The 25,752-nt window shown below is 69.2% G+C and carries 19 protein-coding genes and 2 pseudogenes; 11 read left to right on the forward strand and 10 right to left on the reverse strand.

Annotated elements, in window-relative coordinates:
- Position 1: 1 nt before the first annotated feature.
- Positions 2 to 3,610: a hypothetical protein gene (locus LXT23_RS18120; RefSeq protein WP_253981454.1), complete on the reverse strand. Its 3,609-nt coding sequence runs from the start codon at positions 3,608 to 3,610 to the stop codon at positions 2 to 4.
- Between the two features lie 87 nt (positions 3,611 to 3,697).
- Here LXT23_RS18120 and LXT23_RS18125 point away from each other — a divergent pair, with 87 nt between their 5' ends.
- From LXT23_RS18125 to LXT23_RS18150, 6 genes are all read left to right on the forward strand, one after another.
- Positions 3,698 to 5,131, forward strand: coding sequence for a right-handed parallel beta-helix repeat-containing protein (locus LXT23_RS18125; RefSeq protein WP_253981455.1), 1,434 nt, complete (start codon positions 3,698 to 3,700; stop codon positions 5,129 to 5,131).
- A gap of 157 nt (positions 5,132 to 5,288) precedes the next feature.
- On the forward strand, positions 5,289 to 6,977 hold the full coding sequence (locus LXT23_RS18130) for an isovaleryl-CoA dehydrogenase (RefSeq protein ID WP_253981456.1): 1,689 nt from the start codon (positions 5,289 to 5,291) through the stop codon (positions 6,975 to 6,977).
- A gap of 91 nt (positions 6,978 to 7,068) precedes the next feature.
- Positions 7,069 to 8,220, forward strand: coding sequence for a pectinacetylesterase family protein (locus tag LXT23_RS18135; protein ID WP_253981457.1), 1,152 nt, complete (start codon positions 7,069 to 7,071; stop codon positions 8,218 to 8,220).
- A 155-nt stretch (positions 8,221 to 8,375) separates the two neighbouring features.
- Complete coding sequence (locus tag LXT23_RS18140; RefSeq protein WP_323379008.1) at positions 8,376 to 9,494, forward strand: HEAT repeat domain-containing protein; 1,119 nt, start codon at positions 8,376 to 8,378, stop codon at positions 9,492 to 9,494.
- Positions 9,494 to 10,489, forward strand: a complete 996-nt coding sequence (locus tag LXT23_RS18145; protein ID WP_253981459.1) for a HEAT repeat domain-containing protein — start codon at positions 9,494 to 9,496, stop codon at positions 10,487 to 10,489. Before LXT23_RS18140 ends, LXT23_RS18145 begins: the two co-directional genes overlap by 1 nt.
- A gap of 52 nt (positions 10,490 to 10,541) precedes the next feature.
- Positions 10,542 to 11,090, forward strand: a complete 549-nt coding sequence (locus LXT23_RS18150) for a peptidase M23 (protein ID WP_253981460.1) — start codon at positions 10,542 to 10,544, stop codon at positions 11,088 to 11,090.
- A 75-nt stretch (positions 11,091 to 11,165) separates the two neighbouring features.
- Here LXT23_RS18150 and LXT23_RS18155 read toward each other — a convergent pair whose 3' ends face one another.
- Positions 11,166 to 11,960: a helix-turn-helix domain-containing protein gene (locus LXT23_RS18155; protein WP_253981461.1), complete on the reverse strand. Its 795-nt coding sequence runs from the start codon at positions 11,958 to 11,960 to the stop codon at positions 11,166 to 11,168.
- Positions 11,961 to 12,164: 204 nt separating this feature from the next.
- Between LXT23_RS18155 and LXT23_RS18160 the strand changes: the two genes are divergently transcribed.
- Positions 12,165 to 12,569, forward strand: a complete 405-nt coding sequence (locus LXT23_RS18160; RefSeq protein WP_253981462.1) for a hypothetical protein — start codon at positions 12,165 to 12,167, stop codon at positions 12,567 to 12,569.
- Between the two features lies 1 nt (position 12,570).
- Here LXT23_RS18160 and tpx read toward each other — a convergent pair whose 3' ends face one another.
- From tpx to LXT23_RS18180, 4 genes are read right to left on the reverse strand one after another with little or no spacing between them, the layout of a single operon-like run.
- On the reverse strand, positions 12,571 to 13,086 hold the full coding sequence (gene tpx, locus LXT23_RS18165; protein WP_253981463.1) for a thiol peroxidase: 516 nt from the start codon (positions 13,084 to 13,086) through the stop codon (positions 12,571 to 12,573).
- A 14-nt stretch (positions 13,087 to 13,100) separates the two neighbouring features.
- Complete coding sequence (locus tag LXT23_RS18170) at positions 13,101 to 14,033, reverse strand: ROK family protein (protein ID WP_253981464.1); 933 nt, start codon at positions 14,031 to 14,033, stop codon at positions 13,101 to 13,103.
- A gap of 14 nt (positions 14,034 to 14,047) precedes the next feature.
- The gene (locus LXT23_RS18175) at positions 14,048 to 14,599 is read right to left on the reverse strand and encodes an NADPH-dependent FMN reductase (protein WP_253981465.1); all 552 of its coding nucleotides are present in this window, start codon (positions 14,597 to 14,599) and stop codon (positions 14,048 to 14,050) included.
- A 1-nt stretch (position 14,600) separates the two neighbouring features.
- Positions 14,601 to 15,971, reverse strand: a complete 1,371-nt coding sequence (locus LXT23_RS18180; protein WP_253981466.1) for a phosphomannomutase/phosphoglucomutase — start codon at positions 15,969 to 15,971, stop codon at positions 14,601 to 14,603.
- A 313-nt stretch (positions 15,972 to 16,284) separates the two neighbouring features.
- Here LXT23_RS18180 and LXT23_RS18185 point away from each other — a divergent pair, with 313 nt between their 5' ends.
- Together LXT23_RS18185 and LXT23_RS18190 are read left to right on the forward strand one after the other, a co-directional pair.
- Complete coding sequence (locus LXT23_RS18185; RefSeq protein ID WP_253981467.1) at positions 16,285 to 18,486, forward strand: toll/interleukin-1 receptor domain-containing protein; 2,202 nt, start codon at positions 16,285 to 16,287, stop codon at positions 18,484 to 18,486.
- Between the two features lie 27 nt (positions 18,487 to 18,513).
- Entirely contained in the window at positions 18,514 to 20,265 is a 1,752-nt protein-coding gene (locus LXT23_RS18190; protein ID WP_267146697.1) for a DUF4231 domain-containing protein, read from the forward strand.
- Positions 20,266 to 20,274: 9 nt separating this feature from the next.
- On the opposite strand, the gene sitI6 is transcribed toward LXT23_RS18190, so the two are convergent.
- Both sitI6 and LXT23_RS18200 read right to left on the reverse strand, forming a co-directional pair.
- The gene (gene sitI6, locus LXT23_RS18195; RefSeq protein ID WP_253981468.1) at positions 20,275 to 20,997 is read right to left on the reverse strand and encodes a SitI6 family double-CXXCG motif immunity protein; all 723 of its coding nucleotides are present in this window, start codon (positions 20,995 to 20,997) and stop codon (positions 20,275 to 20,277) included.
- Positions 20,998 to 21,028: 31 nt separating this feature from the next.
- A pseudogene (locus tag LXT23_RS18200) lies at positions 21,029 to 21,166 on the reverse strand (SitA family polymorphic toxin lipoprotein); the annotation flags it as partial.
- A gap of 215 nt (positions 21,167 to 21,381) precedes the next feature.
- Between LXT23_RS18200 and LXT23_RS18205 the strand changes: the two are divergent.
- The gene (locus LXT23_RS18205; RefSeq protein WP_253981470.1) at positions 21,382 to 22,419 is read left to right on the forward strand and encodes a vWA domain-containing protein; all 1,038 of its coding nucleotides are present in this window, start codon (positions 21,382 to 21,384) and stop codon (positions 22,417 to 22,419) included.
- 189 nt (positions 22,420 to 22,608) lie between these two features.
- On the opposite strand, the pseudogene LXT23_RS50645 reads toward LXT23_RS18205, so the two are convergent.
- Together LXT23_RS50645 and LXT23_RS18210 are read right to left on the reverse strand one after the other, a co-directional pair.
- Positions 22,609 to 22,956, reverse strand: a pseudogene (locus tag LXT23_RS50645) (transposase); the annotation flags it as partial.
- Positions 22,920 to 23,471: a winged helix-turn-helix domain-containing protein gene (locus LXT23_RS18210; RefSeq protein WP_253981471.1), complete on the reverse strand. Its 552-nt coding sequence runs from the start codon at positions 23,469 to 23,471 to the stop codon at positions 22,920 to 22,922. The gene LXT23_RS18210 and the pseudogene LXT23_RS50645, both read right to left, overlap by 37 nt.
- A 322-nt stretch (positions 23,472 to 23,793) precedes the next feature.
- On the opposite strand from LXT23_RS18210, the gene LXT23_RS18215 reads away from it, so the two are divergent.
- Positions 23,794 to 25,716, forward strand: a complete 1,923-nt coding sequence (locus LXT23_RS18215; protein WP_253981472.1) for a serine/threonine protein kinase — start codon at positions 23,794 to 23,796, stop codon at positions 25,714 to 25,716.
- Positions 25,717 to 25,752: the final 36 nt, after the last annotated feature.

Consider the following 25,752-nt stretch of genomic DNA (forward strand, 5'->3'; position numbering starts at 1 on the left):
GCTACACCGCAGGGAGGGCACGCTTCCGGGCCGAGGGCCGCCAGCTGAACTTCACCCGCCGGAGCGGCTCGAGGACCAGCGTCCGGTCCGACACGCGGAGCATCTCTCCGCTGTCGAGCGTCACCCCGCGCCCGCCGTCCGCGAGCAGGAGGAAGTCGCCAGGGCGGGGCTTCGCTCCGAGCAGGACACCCTCGCCGTACTCCATGAACCAGGCGAGCCAGTCATTCGTCTCCGAGGGGCCCCTGCGCAGCAGGGCCTTCAGCTCGGGCTTCAGCTTCGACTCGGACAGGTACGCGTCGTGCCGGAAGAAGGGGTTGTCGCTGAACGTCTCCTCCGCCTGGGCATGGGCCCAGAGCCGCAGCCGGCCGAGCTCCGCGCCCAGGTCGGAGTAGGCCTCGTCGTTGGTGTCGTCGGTGTAGCGCCGCGGCGTGACGGAGGGCCTCCAGAACGAGTGGGGCCCCACCGCGTCGAAGGGCTCGTAGCTCAGCTCCTTGTCAGCGTACGTGAGCAGCACCGCCGGCAGGCCCTCCTCCGTGCTCGCCACCAGCACGCCGAAGGCGTCGTCCGAGAAGCACCACGTGCCTGTCGGGAGCTGCGTTCCCGGCGTGTAGCGGACCACGCCCTCTCCGAGCGTATCCACGGCGACGCGGACGCCTTCGAAGCTCGCGCGCGGAACGATGCGCGCGCGAATCCAGGCCGGCGCCTTCAGGGAGACGAGCGCCGCCAGGTCCTTCGGCTCCTTGTAGAAGAAGGTCCGCTCGGCCCCGTCCACCGTGCGGTCCTCCCAGCTCTTGTCCGGGTCTCGGCGGGCGACGAACTCCGCCAAGGCCGAGGAAGCACCGTAGAACTCGCGGGCTCCCCCTTCGCCCGCCAGCTCCCGGGGCTGGAGCGACGGGGTGAAGACCTCGGTGAGGGCCGCCCGGGAGATGGGCGCGTCGGACACCTGGAGCACGCCCTGCTCCGTCAGGGCCAGCGTCTTCGCCGGCGCTCCATCCGGGCGCGCCTCCAGCACGAGCCCCTCCCGCCGCACGCCGCCGTCATCCGTCCAGGAGAAGAGGTCGCCGGGCTTCACCCCGGAGCGCCCCCGTGCACCGGCGTGACGGTAGAAGAAGTTCCGGAGGGCGGAGCGGGGCGCCTGCCAGCACAGGGGCCCCAGGGCCCGGCGTGCCTCGGGCGTGCTCCCCTTCTCCAGCATCAGGCCGAGGAGGACCTGGAGCGCGGTGTGCTTCGAGAAGTCATGGGTCTTCTCGCCCCGGCGGACCTCATCGAGGCCCACATGGCCGCGAGCATGGTTGAGCGCGGCGTTCAGGTCGCTGAAGACAGCAGGCATGGAGTCCTCGAGGCCCCGCGTCCAGGAGCGGGGCTGGGGTGAAGGCACCCAGATGAAGTGGAAGTCGGCGGCGTCCACGCCGTGGCTCAGCTTCACGGCGGCCGGAGCCTCGCCGATGCGGCCCGGCGCGTGGGTGCCGCCGGTGAGGACATCCACCGGCTCGCCCTTCGCGCTGACCCGCGTGACGACGGCGAGCGTGTTCCGGTGGAAGGGGATGAGCACGTCACCCACGCGCACGCGGTCCGTGCCCGGCACGTAGGGCCTGAGCCCCTCTCCGTGCGTGTCCAGGTACGCGAGCACGCCGTGCAGGTCCTCGGTGCCCTGGAGCGCGCGGGACGCGTCGGCGAGCCCGGCCGTGGTGACGAGCTCGCGAAGGAAGCCGCCCATGGACCGCAGGCTGCGCTCCTCCTTCGCGCCGGGGACCTCCTCCTCGCCCCACAGCCGGATGAGCGTGCGCAGCGTGGCGTTGACGTCCGCGTAGGCGGGAGAGGCCGTGTCGCCGGAGGCGAAGAAGCGCGGCTCGACGGTGGGCGGCCAGTGGTAGACGAGTTGCTCCTTCGGCACCGTCAGGTCCTTCTCCGCCAGGCCGGGCTCGGTCGCTACCCGCCCCGTCGCGGCCGTCACCCGGCCCCGCGCATCCACGTGGGTGACCATCCAGACGGTGGCGTCCCCGCCGAGCAGCAGGTCGCCCTCCGCCGCGGGGTGGGGCGCCGCTTCCGTCTCCGCGTACCGGCGCAGGCCGTCTCCATGCAGCTCGGCGTTGCGCGCGAGCGTGACGGCCGTAGGCGTCTCCGTGGGCGGCAGGATGACCTGGAGGATGTCGCGGTTGCGCTCGACGTGCCTGCCGGGGCCCTCCTTCCAGTCGGCCAGGAGCTGCCGCACGCCCTCCATGTCCCGGGCGTGCGCGGCCCGGGCCTTCACGGCCTCGGTGCTCGCGGTGCTCGTTCCCTCCGGAGGCTTCGGGTCGACCTTCCACCACGTGGACCGGGGGGCCTGCAGGTGGTCCACGTCGTACCGGCGCTTCGGAAGCGCGGGTGGCACGGCGGGCGCGGGAGGCTGCCACCCCTTGGGAAGCAAGCCCTCGTCGGTGAAGAAGGTGAGGCGCTTGCCGCCGAGCGTTCCCAGGTCCCCGGGCCGCTCGGTGTGGACGATGTGGCTCTTGCCCACCAGCGCGAACATGAGGGAGTCGGCGAAGTCCTCCTGGGGCGAGGCCGCGGCATACAGGGAAGGCATGCCCGCGGCGGAGAGCTGCTGGGTCATCTGCGCCGCTGGAAGCAGGCCCAGCGCGTCGTGCTGGTCCACGAGCTTCGTGTTCCTCATGTTGAGGAGCCAGGGACTCATGGTGGCCGCGATGTAGTTGGGCGGCTGCGTGCGGAGCCACGGGAGGATGAGGCCCAGCAGGGGCACCTTCGTCGCGCTCCAGTCGTTCATCACCCAGTCTGTGTCTTCGGAGTACTCCGACATGAAGTCGCGGGCGCGGTGCTCGTCCACCTTGGAGCCCATGAAGCCCAGCACGATGCCCGCGGGCACCAGCGGCCACACGAAGAAGGACCCGATGCCCGCCAGCTGCGTCCCAATCGCGGAGATGACCGCGCCAATCAACCCGGCGATGTCACCGATGCGCTTGGGATGCCCGCCACAGCGCTCGGACATCACCGCGTGCGCGAGCTCGTGCAGCAGCATGTCGCCGAGGCCCCGGTAGTCATTGCTCGAAGGCGGGTACTTCTCCAGGTACTCGTAGGGGCGGCTCTTCTTGGGGAGCGAGGCGGGCTTGGGGTCTGGCTCCCTGTCCAGGAAGTCGAGGGCGCCCTCCTCGGGCAGGTCGATGAAGTCCGAGGTGAGGTGGTAGTAGTAGCGGGCCCCCACGTCCGGCCCCAGCCCCGTCGCGCGCCGGATGGGCCAGGGCCTCAGCTCCCGCTGCAGCTCGGGAGGCAGGTTGGACAGGACGTCGTAGAGGATGCGCGCCACCCAGCTCCGGACCGGCTCGTCCCAGGGATGCAGCTCATCCGACAGGTACGGCCATCCCTCCGGCCAGGGGATGACCAGCTCCACCTTCGCGGTGGCCGTCTCACCGGTGGCCGGGTTCGTGGCCCTGACGGTGACGACGTTGTCCGAGGGCTTCGTGCTGCTCGCGGTGAAGGTGCCGTCCGGCTCCAGGACACCGACATCGGAAGGAACAGACGCGTCCAGGCTGAGCGTGGCGGAAGAGTCGTTGACGGTGAAACGGACACTCTTGCCGAGGTGGACCTCGGCCTGGGACGACTGAATCGCGAGCGGCATCGCACTCCGGAGGAAGGGAGGGCGCACAGTATGCCCCTTCCGGGTGTCACTGGCCGGCCCCGGGCGTCCGTGTTAACGCGGCGGGCCATGCACCCCTCCTCGGTTCTTCATCGCTGGAAGCACTCCCTGCTGGCACTGGCCCTGGGAGCGCTCGTCGCGGCCTGTTCCTCCAACCCGGGCACGAAGCCTGATGGCGTCACGCAGGATGAGGACTCGGGCACGACGGATGGAGTCGAGGATGGCGGTCCCACGCCAGCGGGCGACGCGGGCACGGACGATGCGGGCACCGATGCCGGAACGGGGGCGGGCACGGACGCGGGCACCGATGCCGGAACGAGCGCGGGCACGGACGCGGGCACCGATGCAGGCTCGGACGGTGGCACGGGAGGCGGCGCGGACGCGGGGCCCGTCATCCCCGTGCCGACGGACGGAGGCACCGTCATCACCAGCACGCTGTCGGGCCGGCTGACGGCGGCGGGCTCGCCCTACCGCGTGGTGGGGGATGCGAACGGCGTCGTCACCATTCCGCGCGGCCAGAGCCTCACGGTGGAGCCGGGCGTCATCCTCGACTTCCGCGGCCGCCCGGACGTGACGGAGGCGGACGTGGACCGGGCCTCTCCCAACAGCGTGATGAACCACCAACGCGGCCGGGTGGAGGTGCGCGTGTACGGCGCCATCCGCGTCCAGGGCACCGCGCAGCAGCCGGTGCTGCTCACGTCCACCAACCCGTATGGCTGGTGGGGGGTGAACTTCTACGGCCAGAACTCGGTGGGCGACGGCCACCCCGTCTTCGCGCACATGGTCTTCGAGAAGGTGCGGAAGAATCAGTACAACGGCGACCGTGACTGGACGCGTGGCGCGCTGTGGGCCTACTACCCGGGGCCGGTGACGATTACGGACTCGGTGTTCCGCGACAACGAGGCGTCTGCCCACTGCGGCGCCGTGGACCTGATGTTCACGGACGGCTCGCGCATCGAGAACACCGTCTTCGACAACAACCGCATCGTCGAAATCGACCGCTTCGCCCAGCCTGGCACCTTCTCCATGTCCGGAGGCGGAGCGCTGTGCATCACCCACGGCCGCAACTCGGTGGTGCGCGGCAACACCTTCCGCGACAACACCGTCGAGGCCTACGGCGGCTTCGTCACCACGGCCCTCCAGCCCCGGCCGCTGCTCACCTACCCCAACCCGCAGGGCATCGTGGACCTGGGCGGCGGCGGCGCCATCCTCTACTTCCAGCCGGACAATGACCTGCTGGAGGACAACCTCTTCGAGGCCAACGAAGTCGTCCTCGGGCCGGGCGCGGCCATCTACCTGGAGGACGTGGGCACGCGCACAGTCACCATGCGCCGCAACCGCTTCGTGAACAACCGGGGCGGCGCCGGGGGCACCCTCGTCTGCAACCGGGGCGCGGGCACCGTGGAGCTGGTGGTGACGGCCGACAACGTCTTCACCGGCAACACGCTGAACGGCCAGCCCGCCGCCAACCTGACGGGCGACTGCAACTCCGCCACGCAGTAGCGGGACTGAAAACTTCGGCTGCCTCCGAATCGCCAGGAGGCAAGCCGGCGAGCGGAGCCGCGCCGGCCGGGTCAGGTCTTCCGGACCCGGGTGGCCCGGTGCGCCCGTTCACGGTAAGCCAGCACCTGGGCCCCAGGCCCGCGGAAGGACCTCCACCATGACCGAACACAACGCCATCGCCGCCGGCTTCGTCACCCACGACGTCACCAACCAGCCGCCGCCGCTCGTCTACGACGCCTGGAAGACGGACACCGTGCTCCGGGAAGTCGTCGCTCGCGAGGGTGGCGGCTGGGCGGAGGCCGAGCTGGCGAAGTACGGCCCCGTGGTGGGCGGCGAGATGCAGCAGCTGGCCGTCCTCGCCAACGAGAACAAGCCGAAGTTCCGCCCGTTCGACCGCTATGGCCACCGCCGCGACGAGGTGGAGTTCCATCCCGCCTACCACCGCCTGATGGAGCTGGGCATCGCCCATGGCGTGCCCGGCTTCGCCTGGCGCAATGAAGAGAAGCCCGGGGCCCACGTGGCCCGCATGGCGCTCTTCTACCTGCACAACCAGGCCGACCAGGGGACGAGCTGCCCACTCACCATGACGTACGCGTGCGTGCCCGCGCTGCGCCACCAGCCGGAGCTGGCGCGCGAGTGGGTGCCGCGCGTGAGCTCGGCCTCGTATGACGCCCGCTTCATCCCCGCGTCGCAGAAGACGGGCGCCACCGTCGGCATGGGCATGACGGAGAAGCAGGGCGGCTCGGACGTGCGCACCAACACCACGCGGGCCCAGCCGCTGGGCAGCGCCCGGGGGCCCGGGCAGGCGTACGCGCTGGTGGGCCACAAGTGGTTCTTCTCCGCGCCCATGTGTGACGCCTTCCTCGTGCTGGCCCAGGCCGACAAGGGCATCTCCTGCTTCCTCATGCCGCGCTTCACGCCGGACGGCGAGCTGAACGCCATCCGCATCCAGCGCCTGAAGGACAAGCTGGGCGACTGGAGCAACGCCTCGTCCGAGGTGGAGCTGCACGGCGCCTTCGCGTGGATGGTGGGTGAGGAGGGCCGGGGCGTGGCCACCATCCTGGAGATGGTCGCGATGACGCGCCAGGACTGCATGATTGGCTCCAGCGGGCAGATGCGGCAGGCGCTGGTGCAGGCACTCCACCACACCCGGCACCGGACGGCCTTCGGCAAGCGGCTCATCGACCAGCCGCTGATGCGCAACGTCCTCGCGGACCTGGCGCTGGAGTCGGAGGCGCACCTGGCGCTCACCGCGCGCGTGGCCCGGGCCGTGGACGCGGGCCGGCGCGACGCGAAGGAGGCCGCCTTCGGCCGCATCGCCACCGCCGTGGGCAAGTACTGGGTGTGCAAGCGCACGCCCGTCTTCATCAACGAGGCGCAGGAGTGCCTGGGCGGCGCGGGCTACGTCGAGGACGCCCCGCTGGCGCGCCTGTACCGGCAGGCGCCGCTGAACTCCATCTGGGAGGGCAGCGGCAACATCCAGTGCCTGGACGTGCTGCGCGCGGCCTCGCGAGAGCCGGCCAGCCGCGAGGCCCTCTTCGCCGAGCTGCTGGCGGCGCAGGGCGGGCACGCCGCGTACGACGCGGCCACGGCGCGCCTGGGCAAGGAGCTGGCCAACACCGACGCGGTGGAGACGCGCGCGCGCTTCATCACCGAGGGGCTCGCCGTGGCACTGCAGGCGTCCCTGCTCATCCGCGCGGGCAACACCGCGGTGTCGGACGCCTTCTGCGAGTCGCGCCTGGGCGGCGCCCACGGGCAGACGTTCGGCACCCTCCCCGCCCACGCCCCCATGCAGGCGCTCCTCGAGCGCGCCTTCGCCGGCGAGGAAGCGGCACCGCGCCCCTGACGTCGGGAGCGTGCAGAAGTCCACGGCCTCCCGGGCGCGCCGGCAATGGACGATTGCCGGCCGCCCATGCCGCGGGGACACTTCCGCTCCCATGCGCAAGCCCCTCCTCGTCCTCCTCCTCGCCTCGATATCCCTGTGGTCCACCGCGTGCGGTGACGACAACGAAGACAAGGACCCGTGCGACACCGCGGGCGACTTCGACGTCGCCTGCGCAGACCCCGACGCCGGCACGCCCCCACCCGACGCAGGTGGCACCGACGCCGGCACGGATGCGGGCACCGACGGCGGACTGGTCATCGTCGCGGCCCCGGAGGTCTGGACCTGGGTGGACATCCAGGGCACGGCGTGCGGCAACGGCGCGCAGACGGGCATCGGCGTCAATCCCACCGACGCGAGCACCGACCTCTACCTCTACATGCAGGGCGGCGGCGCCTGCTGGGACGAGCAGACGTGCTTCATCTGGGCGACCGCGAGCAACCTGAGCACGGGCTACCAGGCGGCCCAGTTCCAGACTGAGAGCTCCCGCAACCTCTACATGTTCAACCGGGCCCAGGACGCGAACCCCTTCCGGGACATGTCCTACGTCTTCGTCCCGTACTGCACGGGCGACGTCCACGCGGGTGACGCGGTCCAGACCTACGGCTCGCGGCAGGTGCACCACAAGGGCGCCGCCAACGTGGAGGCGTTGCTCCCGCGCCTCGTCGCCACGTTCCCGAACACCCAGCGCGTGTTCCTCGCCGGCAGCAGCGCGGGGGCCTTCGGAGCGCAGCTCAACTACGAGCAGGTCGCCGCCGCCTTCCCCACCGCCCGGGTGCACGTCCTCGCCGACTCGGGACAGATGCTCACGCCCGCCGGCAACCTCTACAGCACCTGGGTTGCCAGCTGGGGCCTGACGCTCCCGGAGGCGTGCCCCGACTGCGACACGGACTTCACGAGGTTCCCCGCGTACCTGACGGACACGTATCCCGACTCGCGCTTCGGGCTGCTCGCCTGGGACCAGGACACCGTGCTGCGCACCTTCTTCGGCTACAACGCCACCACCTACGAGACGCTGACGCGCCAGCTGCTCGTGTCCGCCTATGACGGCCGCGCCAACGCGAGGTACTTCCTGAAGAACGGCGCCCAGCACACCTTCCTGAGCGGGCTCGGCACCATCACCAGCACCACCGGGGTGACGCTCAATGCCTGGGTCTCCGGGTGGGTCTCCGGTGACGCGTCCTGGAGCAACGCGCTGGAGCCGTGACGCGCGCAGGGGTCTCGTGACAAAGCCGTTGCCATATTCTCGAATTCTAAGTATTCAGGAATTCGCAGGTATCAACGGCTGGCTCATTTCCCCTGATGACCCCAAAAAACCTTCGTTGGACCGCTCTCGCGGGCGTCCTCCTGCTGGCAGCAGCCGTGGCCCTGCTGCTGCCCTGGGGCGCCCGCGCTCCCTCCCCTGGTGACGGCCTGTCGGCCGCGGCGCCGTCCTCCCTGACCGCGAGCGCGGCGGGTGGCGGGGCCTCGGAGCCGGGCACCACCACGCCCTCGCCCGAGGAGCAGCCTCCGGCGGTGGAGCAGATTCCGATGCCGGGGTGCTGGGACGGGCTCCAGGCCTTCGACCGCACCGCGTCCATGGACACGTTCCGCGACGCGCTGCGGGCGGCCATCGCCAACCGGGACAGGTACCTGGCCGGCTACCTCCAGGAGCGGCTGACGGAGCTGGTGGGCAACGACGCCAGCCGCGCGCTCCAGGTCATCGAGTGGGCGCAGGGCACGCACCACCCGGAGCTGGGCGTGTACCTGGAGGCGCTGAAGGCGGCGCCCGCGGTGCACGACGCGAAGGTGGCCGACCGCCTGATGAAGATGGGCGAGGACAAGGCCGGCACGCTGCAGAGCCGCTCCGCCGCGCTGGACGCGCTGGAGACGCAGCGGCGCCTGGGCCCGGCGGACCTCAAGCGGCTGAAGGCCGTGGCGCTGGACGAGACGGTGGACTCGGTGGCCTGGGTGGCCACGCGCACCCTGGGCCGCGTCATGAAGGAGGACTTCGAGCGCACCGGCAACTACGCGCCGTACTGGAAGGAGCTGCTCGACGTCAGCACGAAGTCGGACGACATGGCCGTCCGGCTGCTCGCGCTGGAGATGCCGTCGTACTCCAACCCCCTCATCGAGGAGGACTCCTTCGACGAGCTGGCGAAGATTCTCTCCAGCGACCGCGAGCGTGACGTGCGGGAGATGGCCGCCTTCCGCCTGGGCGTCACCAGCGAGCCGAAGAAGGCGCTCGAAATCTACCGCGCCGCCTTCGACAAGGAGCATGACGTCTGCGTGCGCTGGGCCATCTTCCGCTTCGCGGTGCGGGTGGCCGGCGCGGACGCGCTGCCGCTGCTCCTGGAGTTCTCCCAGAAGGACCCGCGCTTCGTGCGCGACTACACCGAGTTCAGGGACCTCTACGCCTCCGGCACGGTGGACTTCGCCCGCATCTGGCTGGGCAAGGGCGAGCACCACTCCTGCCTCGTCGAGGAAGGAGCGCCGCACTGATGCACCCCGTGATGAAGAAGTGGCTGGGGCGCACCGCGCTCCTGTCGGCCCTGCTGTGCCTGCCCCCTCCTTCCGCCCTGGCCACCGGCCCGGTGGAGCCGCTGCGCCCGGCCACCTGCACGGTGGAGTCCATGCTGGAGGACGTGCGCGCCGGGCTGAAGGGCGGCTCTCCCGCGCTCCAGCGCTACCTGAAGCTGCGCCTCAAGGAGGCCGCCATCGCCATGCCGGCGGAGGCGCTCCAGGCGGCCCTGGCCCGCGAGAAGGACCCGGCCGTGCTCGAGGCGCTGGGCGCCGCGCTGGCCACCAAGGCCAGCAACGCGGAGAACCCCTCGCTGGTGCAGCCGCTGCTGGCGCGCGCCACCGGTGACGCGGACCCGTCCGTGCGCGCGGCGGCGGTGCGCTCGCTGCGGGCCATGCCCTCCGTGGAGTTCATGGCGAAGAACGGCGGCGTGGTGAACTACGAGCAGCTCGTGAGGGACCCGTCCCCCGAGGTGCGCACCGCGGTGGCGGAGAACCTCGTCGCCGAGAGCGCGGAGGTCTACAGCGGCCACGACCGGAGGGTGTCCGAGACGGCCGTCTCGGTGGCGGCGGCCGCGAACGACCCGGCCGTCGCGGCGAAGCTCCTGGGCGAGGTGTCCATGGAGGCGGTGGGCCCCGAGGCGGTGGCGCAGGTGACGAAGCAGCTGCGCTCCGACGACGCCCGCCTGCGAGCCTCGGCGGCGACGGCGCTGGGCGGCGTGCCCGGCGGCGAGGTGGAGGGCGCGCGCCGCTCGCTGGTGGAGCTGTACCGGACGGACTCGGACCCGGCGGTGCGCAAGGCGGCGCTCCAGGGGCTGGCGCGGCTGGGCCAGTCCGGCGCGCGGCCCTTGCTGGAGTCGCTGCGCGGCGTGGACCGCGCCATGGACCCTGAAATCGATGCGTGGCTGTCCGCGATGAGCCTCAACCTCCAGGAGTGGGAGTTGCTGCTGCGCGAGAAGCAGCGGCTGCGGAGGTGACCCCTGCTTCACCGCAGTACCGCAGCGCAACAACCAGAGGAGGAGTAACACCATGAAGACGATGAAGTTGACGATGGCCGCGGTGGTCCTCGTGGCGGCCGGCTGGGCCACCACGGTGGCGGCCGCGACGGCCGTGGGCCCCATCTGCGACGCCGCCGCGCGCGTGGGCTCCACCACCTACTACTCGTGCTCGGGCAGCGCCCACACCGCGCTCGACATGAGCAACGGCACCTGCAGCGTGTGGAACCACCGCGGGATGATCAACGTCAGCCGCTACTACGCCTACTACGGCGGGTGTGCGGCCAACTGCAGCGGCGGCACCACCTGCAACGGCGGCGCGGGCAACTACTACGTCGTCACCGGCGGCAGCGGCTGGGACTTCCGCCAGCTGCACCTGAACGCCAACGGCTCGTCCGGCTCCAAGACGTGCGACCGCTGCGCGCTGGGCCTCGTCGGCTCCACCGGCAACTCCACGGGCGCCCACGTGCACGCGGACAACCGCCAGTACGGCACCCGCAAGTCGGCCTGGTACACCAGCGTCGGCACCACGTGCGGCTCCAGCGCCTACTGCAACAACCGCGTCGGCACCCCCACTCTGTAGTCGGCACACTCCCCACGCCCCGCCCTGGCTCTCCTTCGGAGCCGGGGCGGGGCGTCCCATTTCAGGAGCGGCCCCTCACGCATCCCCGGGCTTCGCGTCCACCGAGACGCGGCGCAGCAGCTCCGCCGTCTCGCGGTCCGCGGGGAAGAAGGACTCGATGGCCAGCTCGGCGAGGGTGATGTCCACGGGCGTGCCGAACACCGTCGTCGTGCTGAAGAACGACAGCACCCCGAAGGGGCTGGTGAGCTTGAGGGGGATGACGACGCCCGCCACGCCCGGCTCGCGGGCGGGCCCCTTGGGCCACGCGCCGCCACCGGGTGGGGGCATCTCACGCAGCTCCGCGAGGAGCGCGGCGAGCTTCTCGTCGGCCGTCACGTCCACCTGGTGGTGGAGCCGGGTGAGCACGTGGCCGCGCCACTGCGCCAGGTTGACGATGCGAGGCGCCAGCCCTTCCGGGTGCAGGCTCAGCCGCAGCACGTTGACGGGAGGCTGCATCAGCTCCGGGGAGATGCCCTCCAAGAGCAGGCCCACCGCGCGGTTGGCCGTCACCAGCGTCCAGTACCGGTCCACGGCCAGCGCGGGGTACGGCTCGTGGCCGGTGAGCACCAGGTCCACCGCCTCGCGCGCGGCCTGGAGCGCGGGCTCGTCCAGGCTGCCCTCCGAGTAGACGGGGGCGAAGCCTCCGGCCACCAGCAGCGTGTTGCGCTCGCGCAGGGGAATGTCGAGCTCCTCCGCCAGGTGGAGCAGCATCTCCCGGCTCGGCTTGGAGCGGCCCGTCTCCATGAAGCTGACGTGCCGCGCGGACACCTCGGCGCGCAGGGCCAGGTCCAGCTGGCTGAGGCTCCGCCGCTGGCGCCACGTGCGCAGCATCTCTCCCACAGGTCGGCTCTGCGTCATCATGTCCGGAAAGATAGAAGTGCGGCGTAGGGCCTCCAATTACCTCCCACGTAATTGAGACCCGGAGCCCGGACGCGCACATTCAGGTCCATCAACGACGGCGGCACCGGTTGCCTCTGTCGCTGACCCAACCCCAGGTGCGCCTTCGCGCACCGCCATAGGTCGGAGGACCTGGACATGACCGCGATGACCTCTACGAAGTCCCTGCTCGGCCGGACCCTGCTGCTGGACGGCATCATCACCGGAGCCACCGGCGCCCTGATGTTCCTGGCCGCGGCGCCGCTGGCGGACCTGCTGGGCCTGCACGAGCGCCTGCTGCGCATCGCCGGCTTCAGCCTGCTGCCCTTCGCGGCCCTGGTGGTGTTCCTGGCGGTGCGCCCGCTCGTGTCGAGGCCCCTCGTCTGGGCCATCGTCTGCATCAACGTGCTGTGGGCGGTGGACAGCCTGCTGCTGCTGACCACCGACTGGGTGGCGCCCACGGCGCTGGGCTACGCCTTCACCGTGTTCCAGGCCGTGACTGTCGCGGGCTTCGCGTGCCTCCAGTACGTGGGGCTGCGCGGCGGCCGCGTGGTGACGGCCTGAGTCAGAGCGCCGACTTCACGGCGCTGAGCGCGGCGTCGTAGTCCGGCTCGTGCGTCATCTCCGGGACGATTTCCCGGTAGACGACCTTCCCGTCACGACCCACCACGAAGGTGCTGCGCGCCAGCAGGCCCAGCTCCTTCATGTAGACGCCGTACTTCTGGCCGAACTCGCGGTCCTTGTAGTCCGAGAGCACCGTGACGTTGTTGATGCCCTCGGCGGCGGAGAAGCGCCCCAGGGCAAACGGCAGGTCCAGCGTGACGTACCAGACCTTCACGTCCGGCCCCAGCTCCGTGGCCTTCTGGTTGAAGGTGCGCAGCTGGATGGCGCACACCTTCGTGTCCACGCTGGGCGCCACGCTGAGCACCACCACGCTGCCCTTCGCATCGGACAACCGCACCGCGTCGTTGAGCCCCTTGAAGACGGTGAAGTCCGGGGCGCTGTCGCCCTCCTTCACCTGCTCACCCACCAGCGTCAGGGGCTTGCCCCTGAAGGTCACCACACCCTTGAGCTCGGACATCGACCCCGTTCCCTTCAGGCGGCCAGCAGCGCCGCGCCAATGAGGCCGCTGTCGTCGCCCAGCTCGGCCTCGGTGATGAGCAGTCCCTCGCGGGACGTCTGGGACGCCCACGCCTGCACGCCCTCGACGACGCGGCGCCGCAGCCCGGGACAGTGGTTGAGCACGCCGCCGCCCAGGATGAGCCGCGCCGGGTTGAGCACCGTCACCTGGTTGGCCACGGCCATCGCCAGGAACAGCGCCGCGCGCTCGTACACCTCGCGGGCCGCCGCGTCCCCGGCCTCCGCCGCCTGCTCCAGCGTCACCGGGGTGATGCGCGCCGGGTCGCCGCCCGTCAGCTCCGTCACCCGGGGGGAGCGCCCCCCCGCGAGCAGCTCGCGCGTCTGGGCGATGAGGTTGTGGCCGCCCGTGTAGGCCTCCAGACACCCCTGCTCGCCGCAGCCGCAGCGCCGGCCGTTGGGCACCACCTTTATATGTCCCAGCTCGCCCGCCACGCCGCCCGCGCCGTCCAGCAGCCGCCCATTGGCGATGATGGCGCTGCCCACGCCCGAGCCCACGAAGACCACCAGCAAGTCACTGGCTCCGCGGCCCGCGCCGGCATGCAGCTCGCCCCACGCGGCGGCGGACAGGTCGTTCACCACGCGCACCGGCTGGCCCAGGCGCGCGGTGAGCAGCTGGCCCAGCGGCACGTTGCGCCAGCCCAGGTTGGGGGCGACCGACAGCACGCCCGAGTCCTTGTGAATCTGCGCGGCGGCCCCGACACCGCAGCCGCCCACCGGCACACCGGCGGACTTCACGGCCGCGGAGGCGGCCTGGGCAATGGTCTCCACCACCCCGGCCGGGCTGCGCTCGGACAGGGCCACCTTCGCGGAGGCGAGCATCTTCCCCGCCGAGTCCACCACGGCGGCGCGAGCGAACGTCCCACCCAGGTCGATTCCCAGTGTCGGCATCGCAGTGTCCTTTCTCAGCTCTTCAGCCTGGAAACCAACGCGGAGACCAGCGCATCCACTTCCTTCATGCGCGCCTCGTCCTTCAGCTTCCCCTCCGGGGTGAAGGCCTCGGCCGCCCTGGCCAGGTGCACCTGTGTCGGGAGCACCAGGGCCCCCACGGCGGACAGCACCTGCCGCAGGTGGGGCTGCATGCGCGCCGTCCCGAAAGGGCCGGGCGTCGTGCCCATCATCGCCGTCCACTTGTCCTTGAAGAGGCCGCTCGGCGGGCGAGACACCCAGTCGATGGCGTTCTTCAGCCCGCCTGGGATGGACGAGTTGTACTCCGGGCTGGCGATGAGCAACCCCTGCGCCTTGCCCAGCCGCTCCCGCAGCGCCTGGACGGGGGCCGGCAGGCCCTGCGCCTCCACGTCACCATCGTAGACGGGCAGGCCTGGCTCCTTCAGGTCCACCACGTCCACGTCCGCGCCGAGCGCACGGGCGTGCGCCACCGCGAGGTCCAGGAGCTTGCGGTTGAAGCTCCCGGTCCGGAGGCTGCCACAGACGGCGAGGATGCGCGGGCCGGTCATCTCAGCCCCCGACCTCGCGCTGGACCTTGGCCACGGTGCCCTCGATGAGCGCCTGGATTTCCTTCAGGCGCTCCGGGGTGTTGGCCTCGAAGCGCAGCACCAGGATGGGCTGCGTGTTGGAGGCGCGGATGAGGCCCCAGCCGTCGGGGAACGTCACGCGCACGCCGTCCACGTCGATGATGCTGTGGCCCGCGGCGCGCAGCGTCTCGGTGGCGCGCTTGACCATCTCGAACTTCTTCTCCTCCTTGGTGTCGAAGCGCAGCTCCGGGCTCGCGTACGTCTTCGGCACGTCGGAGAGCAGCTGCGACAGCTTCTGCGGCTCGTGGGTGAGGATTTCGAGCAGGCGCGCGGTGGAGTAGATGGCGTCGTCGAAGCCGAAGTAGCGGTTCTTGAAGAAGATGTGGCCGCTCATCTCGCCGGCCAGCTCCGCGTGCTCCTCCTTCATCTTCGACTTGATGAGCGAGTGGCCCGCCTTCCACATGACGGGCTTGCCGCCCTTCTGCGCGATGTCGTCGTACAGCGTGTAGCTGCACTTGACCTCGCCGACGATGGCCGCGCCCGGGCTCTCCTTCAGCACGTAGCGGCTGAAGAGCACCATGATTTGATCGCCCCAGAGGACGTTGCCCTGGTCGTCGATGACGCCGATGCGGTCGGTGTCGCCGTCATAGGCGATGCCCACCTCGGCCTTCTCGCGCTTCACGGCGGCGATGAGGTCCTGGAGGTTCTCCAGCACCGTGGGGTCCGGGTGGTGGTTGGGGAAGTTGGCGTCCATCTCGCAGAAGAGCGGGACGACGTCGAAGCCCATGGCCTCGAACAGGGGCACGGCGACGGCGCCACCGGTGCCGTTACCGGCGTCGATGACGATGCGCATGCCCTTGCGGCCCACCTTGATGGTCTGCCGGATGAAGTGGTTGTACGCGGTGATGATGTCGTAGGGCTCGACGCGGCCCGGCTTCTTCGCCACCTCGAAGTCCTTGGCCTCGATGAGCTTGCGGAGGGCCTGGATTTCGTGGCTGTGGAAGGTGGTCTTCCCGGCGCCAATCTTGAAGCCGTTGTACTCGGGCGGGTTGTGGCTGCCGGTAATCATGGCGAGCCCGTCCACCGGGAGGGTGTTGGCGGCGAAGTAGGTCAGCGGCGTGGGGACCACGTCCACGTCGAGCACGTTGAGGCCGGTGGAGGTGAGGCCGGCGCAGAGGGAGTCGCGGAAGCGGGTGGAGGACTCGCGGCAGTCGCGGCCCACCACGATGGAGCGCCCGCCCTGGCGCCGGATGATGGTGCCCAGGCCCTTGCCCAGCAGCTCCACCACCTCGGCGGTGAGGTCCTTGTCGACCAGACCCCGGATGTCGTACTCGCGAAAGATATGCGTGTTCATTGAAGGTGTCCCCGCCCTCCGGAAACCCGAGGGCATGGCAGAGGGCGGCGGACTCTACACGAGCGCGGGGTGAGGGGGCACCGGCCTCGAAGGAGGCTACCGGACCCGGAATGCCCCCTGCCCCCTGGGTCACCTGGGAAGTTCGGACGGCAACCTTCTTCCGTTCTCTTCTCAACTTGCCTGATTTCAGGGCATCGCAAGGTTCTAGCGGCGTCGCGTTTCCGAGCGGGGTGTTCCGGTGACGCAGGCCGGCCTCCTGGCAGGCGGACAGTCGGCAGGTGCCTGACATGTCCTGGAATGAGACGGGGGAGCCATGGACACGGGTTCTGTGGGGCGGCGCTATCGCGCCTTCATCAGCTACAGCCACAAGGACAGCCACTACGCGCGGCGGCTGCACCGCGAGCTGGAGACGTACCGGGTTCCAAGGGACCTCCGTGCGAGGCCGGGGCTGGCGGAGGTGCTCCCGGAGCGCCTGGGCCCGCTCTTCCTGGACCGGCTGGAGCTGCCGGCCGCGGCGGACCTGTCCGCCACCATCCAGGAAGCGCTCGTACGGTCCGATTCTCTCATCGTGCTCTGTAGTCCCCATGCCGCGAGGAGCCGCTACGTCGACGCGGAGGTGCGGTACTTCAAGGAACTGGGGCGCGAGGCGCGCATCCTCACGCTGATTGTCCCCGGCGGCGCGGGCCCGGCAGCCCTGCCGGAGGAGCTGTTCCCTCCCACGCTGCTGGCCCGCTACGGCCCGGATGGACAGCCGACGGGCGAGCGCGTGGAGCCGCTGGCGGCGGACCTGCGTCCGGAGGGGGATGGAGACAGGGCGGGGCTGCTCAAGGTCGTCGCCGCGCTGCTGGGGCTCGGACTGGGCGTGCTGTGGGACCGGGATGCGCTGGAGCAGCGCCGGCTGGTGCGGCGCTACCGGTTCGTCGCGGGGACGATGGCACTGCTGACGCTGGTGTCATTGACCGCGACCTGGGCAGCGCTCGACTACCGGGACCGCGCGGAGCGGAACTTCGAGCAGTCGGTGTCCATCGCCTCGGGCATCCTGGAGCAGACCGGCAGGCTCGTGAATCACTTCGGCGTGCCGCGCGACGTGGTGGCCACGATGCTGACCGAGGCGGAGGCGCGGTTCCACACGCTGGCGCGGGACGGGTCCAACAGCCGCAAGCTGAGCCTGAGCCTCATGCAGATCCAGACCGGCTTCTCCGACCACTACCAGCTCATCGGCGACACCGGCGCGCAGCTGCGCTCCGCGGAGCAGGCGCGGGAGCTGGCGCGGGTGGCCAGCGAGCAGTGGCCCGACGACGTGGACGTGCTGCGCATCCTCGCCAACGCACACGAGCGGGTGGGCTTCGCCTACCTGGGACGCAACGACACGGCGGCGGCCCTGGCGGCCTACGAGCAGTGTGCCCAGGTCCGGCAGCGCGTCACCGAGCTGATGCCGGGGAATGGAGACCGGGTGCGGGCCGTGGGCATCGCGCGGGTGAACATCGGCGAGGCCCTGCGGGCGGCGGGCCGGCATGACGACGCGCTGGTGGAGTACGAGGCTGCGCTCGCCGCCTTCGAGCAGGCGAAGGCGCTGCATGCGGACGCGCGGCTCATCCTGCTCGGCCAGGCCACGGTGCTGCAGCGGATGGCCATCGTCCACCGGCATATGGGCCGATGGGAGGAGTCCCGGAAGCGCTATCAGCGGGCGATGGCGGTGTTCGACGAACTGCGGGAGCACGAGCCCACCCAGCTCGGCCACAGGGTCGCCCAGGCGGAGATCTGGAGTGACCTGGGCAAGCTGGAGGTGGAGCAGGAGCGGTACGCGGAGGCGGCGGCCGCGTTCCAGCGCGCCTGCGACATGACGGAGCAACTGCTGAAGGCCGACGGCACGAGCCTCACCTTCCGCGTGTCCGCGCTGTGGTGCCAGTTCCGGCGGGGAGAGGTGGAGGCGCTGCAGGAAAACCCCGCGGAGGCGCTCGCGAAGTTCCGCCAGGCGCTCGACATCAACGAGGCCCTGCTGGCGAAGGACCCGAAGAGCAGCCTGCGCCAGAAGGAGGCCGCCGTCATCCGCACGCGGCTCGGAAGTGTGCTGGCGAAGCTGGGGAGGCATGCCGAGGCGGAGGCGTACCTGAAGGAGGCGGACGGCATCCTCCAGGACCTGCATGGCAGTGATTCGGGCAATCGGGAGTGGCTGCTCCTGGGCGCGGAGAACGACCGCATCTGTGGCGAGGTTCTCGCCTTGCTGAAGAAGCCGGAGGAAGCGCGTCAGCGGCTGGAGCGCGCGGTGGCGCGGGGAGGGACACTGGTGGGGCGTGAGCCGTGGAGCGTCTACCACCAGCGCGAGCTGGCGGAGCATCGCCTGGCGCTGGCCGACTTCGAGCTGGCGCAGGGACAGGGGGAGCAGGCCCGCCTGCGCTTCGGGCAGGTGCTGGAGGCGGCGAAGCGGGCGCAGGCGGATGCGCCCCATCCGGAGTGGGCGCGCTTCGAGGCACGGGCGCGGGCGGGGCTCGAACCGCGCACGGCGAAGAAGTGAGCGGCGGCTATTTCCATCGAGGGCACCATGACCACTCCGCGTAGCTCTCAGGGGTTGAAGGTCGCCGTGCTTCGCGCTCCGCACGTGCGGGCATCGAAGACGGTACGGGCGCCACGGGGAGTGGCCCCGGGACAGGTGCTGCGGGCCCTGGGGCTGGGGCCGGCTCCGACGCTGGTACTGCTCGGAGGGACGAGCGGGCTGTCGCCGGCCCTGGATGAGCGGCTGTGTCGGCTCGTGAGCCAGGGCATCGCGCGAGCCGCTGCGGCCTGCGGCGCCGTGCTCCTGGATGGAATGGGGAGCCAGGGCTTGATGGCGCTCCTCGGACAGGGCGTCGAGGACCGGGGCGCTGGCACGACGCTGGTCGGGGTCGTACCGGCGGAGCGCGTGGTCCATCCGGACGGGGACGGGCGGCTGCGGCTGGACCCGCATCACTCCCACTTCGTGCTGGCGGACGACGTGTCGGCGCTGCTGCCCGGGCTGGCGGAGCACCTGGGCGCGCGGGTGCCTCCGGTCGTGGTGGTCGTCCAGGGAGACGAGGCGACGAGGCACGAGCTGCTTCAGGTGGTGCGCCGTGGCTGGCAGGTGGTGCTGCTACAGGGGAGCGGCGGGCTGGCGGACCAGCTCGCGGGGCTCCTCCGGGAGCGGGCCGACGCCATCGAGGACCCGTTGCTCGCGGAGCTCGTCGCGGAGGGGGACTTCACGTGCTTCCCGCCGGAGGGACGGGCGCCCGAGCTCGGGCGCTTGCTGGAGCACTGCCTGGGCCAGGGAGAGCTGCTTCGCGTGGCCTGGAGCCGCTTCGCGCTCTACGATGCCAACGCGAAGCGCCAGCAGGCGACCTTCGATGCGCTCCAGCGATGGATTCTGCTGCTCGGGTTCATGAGCACGGTGCTGGCGCTCTTCAAGTCGTCGCTGGTCGGCATGGGAGGCGCGGTCCGAGGGGACGCGATGAACACGCTGCTCCATACGGTGGTGGTGACGCTGACAGCGGCGGTGACGGCGCTCGTCGCCGCCGTGAGCCGCTTCAAGGTCGGCAACCGGTGGGTGCAGCTTCGCGCGAGCGCGGAGATGGTGAAGGGGGAGCTCTACCGTTATCGGTGCAGGCTGCTTCAGGGCGCGGACGTGGCGGCTACGCGAGAGGCAAGGCTCGCGAGCTGGCTGAGGTCTTCGAGTCAGCAACTGCTGGAGACGGACGCGAGCCTGTCGGCGCTGCGGCCCTATCCCGACGATGCGCCGCTGCCGCCTCCGCGTGGGGTGGCGGCCGGGGACGATGGCTTCAGCGCGCTCACGCCTTCGCGGTACCTGAAGCTGAGACTGGAGGACCAGCTCGCCTTCTATCGAAGCAGTGCCCGCCGGTGCAGCGCGGAGTCCACGCGACTGCAGTGCGTCACCCTCATCTTCGGAGCGGCGAGCACAGTGCTGGCGGCGCTCCAGTTGGAGCAGCCCGTGGCCATCGCGAGCGCGCTGGTGCTGGCCATCGGTGGCTACCTGGGGCAGCGGCAGCTGGACGCGCTGGTGATGAAGCACAACCGGGCCGCCACCGAGCTCGACTGCCTGAGCGACTGGTGGCGCGGCCTGTCGGCGGAGGAGCGCAAGGACCCGCGAAGCTTCACGGCGCTCGTCAGCGGAACGGAGCTCGTCCTGCAAGGCGAGCTGACCGGCTGGGTGCAGCAGATGCGAGACGTGCTGAACCGGCTCCAGGCCCAGCAGGCGCCACCGCCACGCACCGAGCCGCAGCACCGCCCCACCCCAGAAGCCCAGGTCCGAGGCGCGAGTGCATGACAGCATGGGTCAGCGGGCTTCGAGTTCCTGGAACACCCCACCGTCCAGCGCCAGCCGACGGGCCGCATCCACGAAGCGCTCCGTGGCGAAGAGGAGGGTCGGAAAGTCCACCAGCCTGAACACATCCACATCCGTAGGCAGTGATGTCTCGGAGAGCCAGTACCGCTCCGGCAGGCTGACGGCACCTTCAGAGCCACAGCGCGAGCACGGCGGATTGCGGAGGGGCAGGCAGTCGGGATGCAACCGCCCGTGCGGGAGCACCTGCAGTTCCAGCAGCTCGGGTGGGCTCTTTCCCCGGAAGCGAACCTCCGGCGGACAGCCCTGGAGCCCCGCCACACCCGCCTCCCGCAGGAGCTCGAACGCGTCACGGCGAACGACCAGGGTCCAGTCCGGTATGTGGAGCGCTCCAAAGGAGCCGGAGCCCGTGCCTGTGAGTGGCCCCAGGCACGTGCCAGGCACCAGCACGGCCTCTTTCGGAACCCGGGGGCGCACCAGCTCTCGCAACCGGACGAACTCGTCGAACGGCACTGGCCAGGGGTCCGACAGGCATCTCAGCTCCGCGCCCGGCAGGCCCGACAGGTCCACGCGGGGATACTGAATCCCCAGCCATCCACCGCCGGTACCGCACAGCGCACAGGGCTCGACGCCCGGCAAGCCCCACCTGTGGGCGGCGTTGCGCAGGTTGCCCGTGTAGCGCGAGGCCGGGTCCCCATCAATGCGATAGAACCTCATGTCCTCCTCCTCACCTGTGAGGCAGCGCCCGTCAATAGGCCTCGATGCGCGGGCCCGGGTCCTCGGGAACAAGCCGGGTGTTGTAGGGCACGACAGGTCCTGAGAGCTGGAAGCGGAAGGCCAGCTCGAGCGCGTGGCGCATGAGGACGTCTTTCGCTGGAGGCTGGGGTTGGCCCTCATTCAGCACAGGGCATCCTCTCGCACACATCTACTACGTGTGATACTGTGCAATCCGGACCCAAGTAGGGGGGGGACATGCCTCATAAATTTCGTACTTCAGCTCACAGGCGCGTACCCGAGCCTGTGGTAGTTCTCATCCTTGCCCTCGCAACTGCAGGGGCTACTGCCTGCAAAGAGGACGAAGATCCGCGCAAGAACCGAGTCTTGTCGATTGAACTCGTGAGTCCACCCTCTGCGCTCTATCGCCCCGGAGATGGAACAACAGAGATTGCTGTCCAGTTTTTGGTGCGCGAGGCGGATGTGTCGCAAGCCGCTAGCGAGGCCATCCCTCTTGAGCCGAACGAATACATAATTGATTTGGCTCTGGACAACAAGCCTGTCGACAATGAATTCATTCCCGATCAGAGTTCGGAGAAATTGGCATCCAGTCTTCATATCGGCCTTGTGTTAGATGCGAGCTTTTCCATGCTCCAGCATGGGAATTTCAAGGACAATGATGCTTTCACTCCGATGAAGTCAGCTGCAACGAAGCTCATTGAGAACGGGGTTAGCCTCTGGAGAAATCGACCCGGCTCCTTCTCTTTCCAAGCTTCATGGTTTAACAATGCCGTATACATTCAAGAAGGCGCGTGGAGACCCAACGACATCAACTCCATTGCAAAGCCAGAACAGGGGAACTTCACTCGGCTTCTTGGGGCTGTAGGCGTTATGGCAGACCGGCTTAAGCAAGCGCGAGACACAGGCGTTGCTAGCGACATTCGAGACCGACACATGATGATTGTCTTCTCAGATGGTGCTGATAATTATAGCTACTTTGACAATTCAAGCATCGATCAGCATGGGGAAACATCTAGCGGTGCCGATTTCCGGAAGATTGGGACCACGCCTGTCACGATGGAGAATGTCTTGCAAAAACTGGGAAACCACCCCAGTTTGTCAGTGCACGTCCTAGGATTTGGTGAGGCAATCAATAGCGCCGAGCTCAAACAACTCGCCGCCACTGGTGGAGGTCGATTCTTTGCAAACCCATCTGCTGCGGATCTCGATAGCCTGTTTGAGCGCGTATCCAAGGAGTTTGCTACAGTGCAAACACGAGGAGCAGTCATCCCTTTGCCCCCCGGTGATTACACGTTTACGTTGAAGGTGACCAGCCCTACAGCGAGTGAGCCGAGATTGTGTAATCTGCGACTTGTTGGCGGGAGGGAAGCTGTAGACCAGATTGCATCGCAATGTTCCCCCTAACCTGCTTAAGGGAAGTCCGGTAAGGCGCAGGCCAGCGTGAAGGAAGAAGGCAGCGAGAACGTCGTGGCGGTGGCCCAGGCGTACGAATGAAGCGCGTGCCTGGGCGCGCAGCTCGGCGACAGGGTTGGGCGTGGCATTGCGCAGTTCGGCCTTCACCACGCTGTTGCAGCCCTCCTCATGATTGAGGTCTGGCGCATAGCCTAGCAGCCGATCAAGGCGGAAGTCCTCGGGGTTGCGGGCGACGAAGTCGAGCGTCTCGGCGCTGTGGTGCTGGTTGAGGCCGTCCCACACGATGGTGAGAGGACGGCCTACCTTCCTGCGGAAGTAGCGCAGGGCAGCGATGATGTCCTGGCTGGTGAAGCTTCCCTCCCGGTGGCGCGAATACAGGCGCGCCGGTTTGTGGCCGTACGGAGCAACGAGGGCGACGATGCTGGAGACTTCGCGCCACTTGTCACGACGGCGCAAGGTGGGCGGATGCCCGACGGGCGCCCAGGCAGACGCTACGCGGGCCCGAAACGAACTACCCGTCTCGTCCACGAAGGCAATGGCCCGCCCGCTTCTTCGAGCCCCCTTTTGATGCGGGGCCAGTCGCGCTTCAGCCAGGCCTCCACCAACGCATCGTCACGCTCCTTGGCCCGCGTGCGGGGCTGCTGCGGACTCAAACCCAGTCGATGAAGGCGCTCGGCCAGGTAATTGGGGTGGTAGCGCACTCTGAACGTGCGGTGGATGAGGTGCGCCACTCGCGTGAGCATCCAGCGCTCGGTAGGGAAACCGTAGGTGCGCGCCCCTGCCCGTACCAGCCCCGCCACCTGCCGCCATTCTCCCGAGCTCAACTTCGACGGCCGGCCCGTGCGCGGCCTCGCCTTCAACCCGCGTGTACTGCCGCCTGCCTCATGCAGTCGCCGCGCCCAGCGGCTGACGGAGGACTCGCTGACACCCACACGGCGCGCCACCTCCGCCTGCGACAGGTGCCCCCGTCGCAGGAGTCGTCCGGCCGCAAGCCGCCGCTCCTCAAGCTGCTGTGCCGTCCAGTGCTTTGGCTGCCACGCCATGGCCCCCCATGACGTAACCCGTCAGGCCCTTACCCAACTTCCCTGAAGGGGGTTAGAAAATTCCGATTCTATGTAGGACCGTGGCTTTGGGACGAGCGCCCGCCTGGGGCGAGCTGCGCCAGACCGCGAGAATCGGCGGTTGGCCAAGCCCGACGGAGGTCCGTCGGACTTCGGCCGACACCAAAGCCCCGGGCCCACGTCAGAGCGGCACCACGCGGCCGGGCGGCCGTCGCGGGCTGTGAAGCCGTGCCCCTCCGACTCTGCTAAGAAGAGACTCAGCAAGTCACCTTCCTTCGTCCCAACCCATGCAGGGCGCCGCCGTATGAGCATCGACATCCCGCATCCCGACCGGCTCGCTCCGGGCGACTTCGTTGGCCCCTGGAAGCTCCTCGAAGTGCTCGGCGCCGGAGGGCTCGGCCGCGTCTTCAAGGTCGAGAGCGAGGGCAAGGTCTATGCGCTGAAAATGGCGGTGCGGTTGCCCGGCGAAAAACTGCCAGGCGAAGAAGACGTGGACGGATGGTGCATGCGCGAGGCTACGGCGATGATGGGCCGCTCTCCGCATCCGAACATCCCTCGCGTGTTCCAGGTTGGCCGTTGGCCGAATCCGGAATCGGGGTTCTTGTTCGTCGTCATGGAGTACGTAGACGGCCTGAGCTTCACTGACTGGAGGTACGAGACTCATCCGAGCGCCGCTCAGCTCGTGGACGTGATGCTCCCTCTGGTGCGAACGCTGGCGGACTTGCACAAGGCGGGTATTCAGCACCGTGACCTGAACGCGCAAAACGTCCTCATCCGGAGGGACGATGGCAGGCCGGTCCTGTTGGACTTCGGCAGTGCCTCGCTTCCTGGTGCTCGCACGCTCACGCAGGGAATTCCCCCTGTGAACCTCTCCGTGGTTCCGCCTGAAGCCTTCGAACACGCACGCCTGAATGGCGAAGACGCGAGATTCCGGGGAGGCCCGTCCGCCGATCTCTACGCGCTCGGCGTTCTGATGTATCAGGCGCTCGCCGACGGGTATCCGTTCAACCCGGAGCTGTCGCCGGAGAGGTTGCTGGCGGCCATCACCCTGCGCATGCCGCGCGCCCCGCACCGGGTGAATCCCAAGGCGCCGAAGAGTCTGAGCGCCATCAGCATGCGGCTCCTGGCGAAGCGCCCCGAGGACCGCTTCGACAGTGCGGAGACTCTCTACAAGTCCCTCTGGGAAGCCAACAAAGAGAGAACGTCGCGCGAATGGAAGGTTCCTCTGGGTCTGCCTGAAAGCGGACCCGCCCCGGTGACGGACGAAGAGATGCAGGAGCGCAAGCGGGATGATGAGCGAACCCGCCTCACCGTTGAAGCGCGCGAGGCTGAAGAAGACGCAGCTTCGGCTAAGAAGGACTCGACGGATGCGCCTCCGTCCGAAGAGGTCTTCGCGCGCATGAACACAGTGCCTGTGCGGCACACGAAGACCCTCTGGACTTGGGCGCGCGTTCGCCGTCCAGTGTTGGGGATGACCACGGCCTTCGCGCTGGTGGCAGGCCTCGTCGTCCTTGCTTCGTGGTGGAGCACGAACCGGCCGGACGCACTTCCCTCGATGGCGCCTCACGCTTCGACACGGCCAGTGCAGCCAGGGCTGGGCCAGGAAGTGGCGCCGCCCTGGATGCCGCCGGAAGCTAACGCCGTCGCAGCCTCACCCGAGGCCGCATTCACCCCAACGACCCTCGCATCCCCCGCGATGCTCTCCGAGGATTCAGCTCCCGTGAAGACGCCTACGACTCTGCCTTCCACCCCCCTCCGCGCCGCGCGAAAGGCGGTCGGAGTGGCGACGACCTGCACCTTGCTGACTGGGTGTCCAGGTGCCCAAGTGCGTCCAGATCCTCCCCCAGAGGCGTGTCCCGAAGGCGCCGTGGAGGCCATGGAGAAGTGGAACATCACCCCCGGAGAGGAGCACGTCGGGGTATTCGTCCGGCGGGTCAACCCCCACTACATGGAGGTGAGCGAAGGCCCGACCACGGTCTACATCTCCGGTGGCCAGTTCAAGGACATGCCGGGCGCAGCGGCGCTGTCGGGGCGTCTGATCTTCGGAGCTCGCGTGTTCGGGCGACTCACGCAGGCGAAGACGCCCGATGGCAAGACCTTCCCGGTCTGCTTCGAGTTGGAGGACGAAGAAGGCGGGCGCGGGCTCATTCGTGAGGCCGACGGCGGCCCTGGCACCGCCAAGGTCTTCAGCAGCGTCACCGTGAGAGCGGTTCGTAAGTTCCAGTAGGGCCGTCCGGGCGAGCGGGTAGGAGGAGCGCGGACA

The sequence above is a fragment of the Pyxidicoccus xibeiensis genome (assembly GCF_024198175.1).
Classification (GTDB): Bacteria; Myxococcota; Myxococcia; order Myxococcales; family Myxococcaceae; genus Myxococcus; species Myxococcus xibeiensis.

Excerpts from the sequence above, each read along its gene's own strand:
- LXT23_RS18135 (WP_253981457.1), top strand. The coding sequence starts at position 7,069 with ATGCGCAAGCCCCTCCTCGTCCTCCTCCTCGCCTCGATATCCCTGTGG.
- LXT23_RS18210 (WP_253981471.1), bottom strand. The coding sequence starts at position 23,471 with ATGGCGTGGCAGCCAAAGCACTGGACGGCACAGCAGCTTGAGGAGCGG.
- LXT23_RS18185 (WP_253981467.1), top strand. The coding sequence starts at position 16,285 with ATGGACACGGGTTCTGTGGGGCGGCGCTATCGCGCCTTCATCAGCTAC.
- LXT23_RS18150 (WP_253981460.1), top strand. The coding sequence starts at position 10,542 with ATGAAGACGATGAAGTTGACGATGGCCGCGGTGGTCCTCGTGGCGGCC.
- LXT23_RS18170 (WP_253981464.1), bottom strand. The coding sequence starts at position 14,033 with ATGCCGACACTGGGAATCGACCTGGGTGGGACGTTCGCTCGCGCCGCC.
- LXT23_RS18125 (WP_253981455.1), top strand. The coding sequence starts at position 3,698 with ATGCACCCCTCCTCGGTTCTTCATCGCTGGAAGCACTCCCTGCTGGCA.
- LXT23_RS18160 (WP_253981462.1), top strand. The coding sequence starts at position 12,165 with ATGACCGCGATGACCTCTACGAAGTCCCTGCTCGGCCGGACCCTGCTG.
- LXT23_RS18190 (WP_267146697.1), top strand. The coding sequence starts at position 18,514 with ATGACCACTCCGCGTAGCTCTCAGGGGTTGAAGGTCGCCGTGCTTCGC.
- LXT23_RS18145 (WP_253981459.1), top strand. The coding sequence starts at position 9,494 with ATGCACCCCGTGATGAAGAAGTGGCTGGGGCGCACCGCGCTCCTGTCG.
- LXT23_RS18130 (WP_253981456.1), top strand. The coding sequence starts at position 5,289 with ATGACCGAACACAACGCCATCGCCGCCGGCTTCGTCACCCACGACGTC.
- LXT23_RS18120 (WP_253981454.1), bottom strand. The coding sequence starts at position 3,610 with ATGCCGCTCGCGATTCAGTCGTCCCAGGCCGAGGTCCACCTCGGCAAG.
- LXT23_RS18180 (WP_253981466.1), bottom strand. The coding sequence starts at position 15,971 with ATGAACACGCATATCTTTCGCGAGTACGACATCCGGGGTCTGGTCGAC.
- sitI6 (WP_253981468.1), bottom strand. The coding sequence starts at position 20,997 with ATGAGGTTCTATCGCATTGATGGGGACCCGGCCTCGCGCTACACGGGC.
- tpx (WP_253981463.1), bottom strand. The coding sequence starts at position 13,086 with ATGTCCGAGCTCAAGGGTGTGGTGACCTTCAGGGGCAAGCCCCTGACG.
- LXT23_RS18175 (WP_253981465.1), bottom strand. The coding sequence starts at position 14,599 with ATGACCGGCCCGCGCATCCTCGCCGTCTGTGGCAGCCTCCGGACCGGG.
- LXT23_RS18215 (WP_253981472.1), top strand. The coding sequence starts at position 23,794 with ATGAGCATCGACATCCCGCATCCCGACCGGCTCGCTCCGGGCGACTTC.
- LXT23_RS18155 (WP_253981461.1), bottom strand. The coding sequence starts at position 11,960 with ATGCTGCGCACGTGGCGCCAGCGGCGGAGCCTCAGCCAGCTGGACCTG.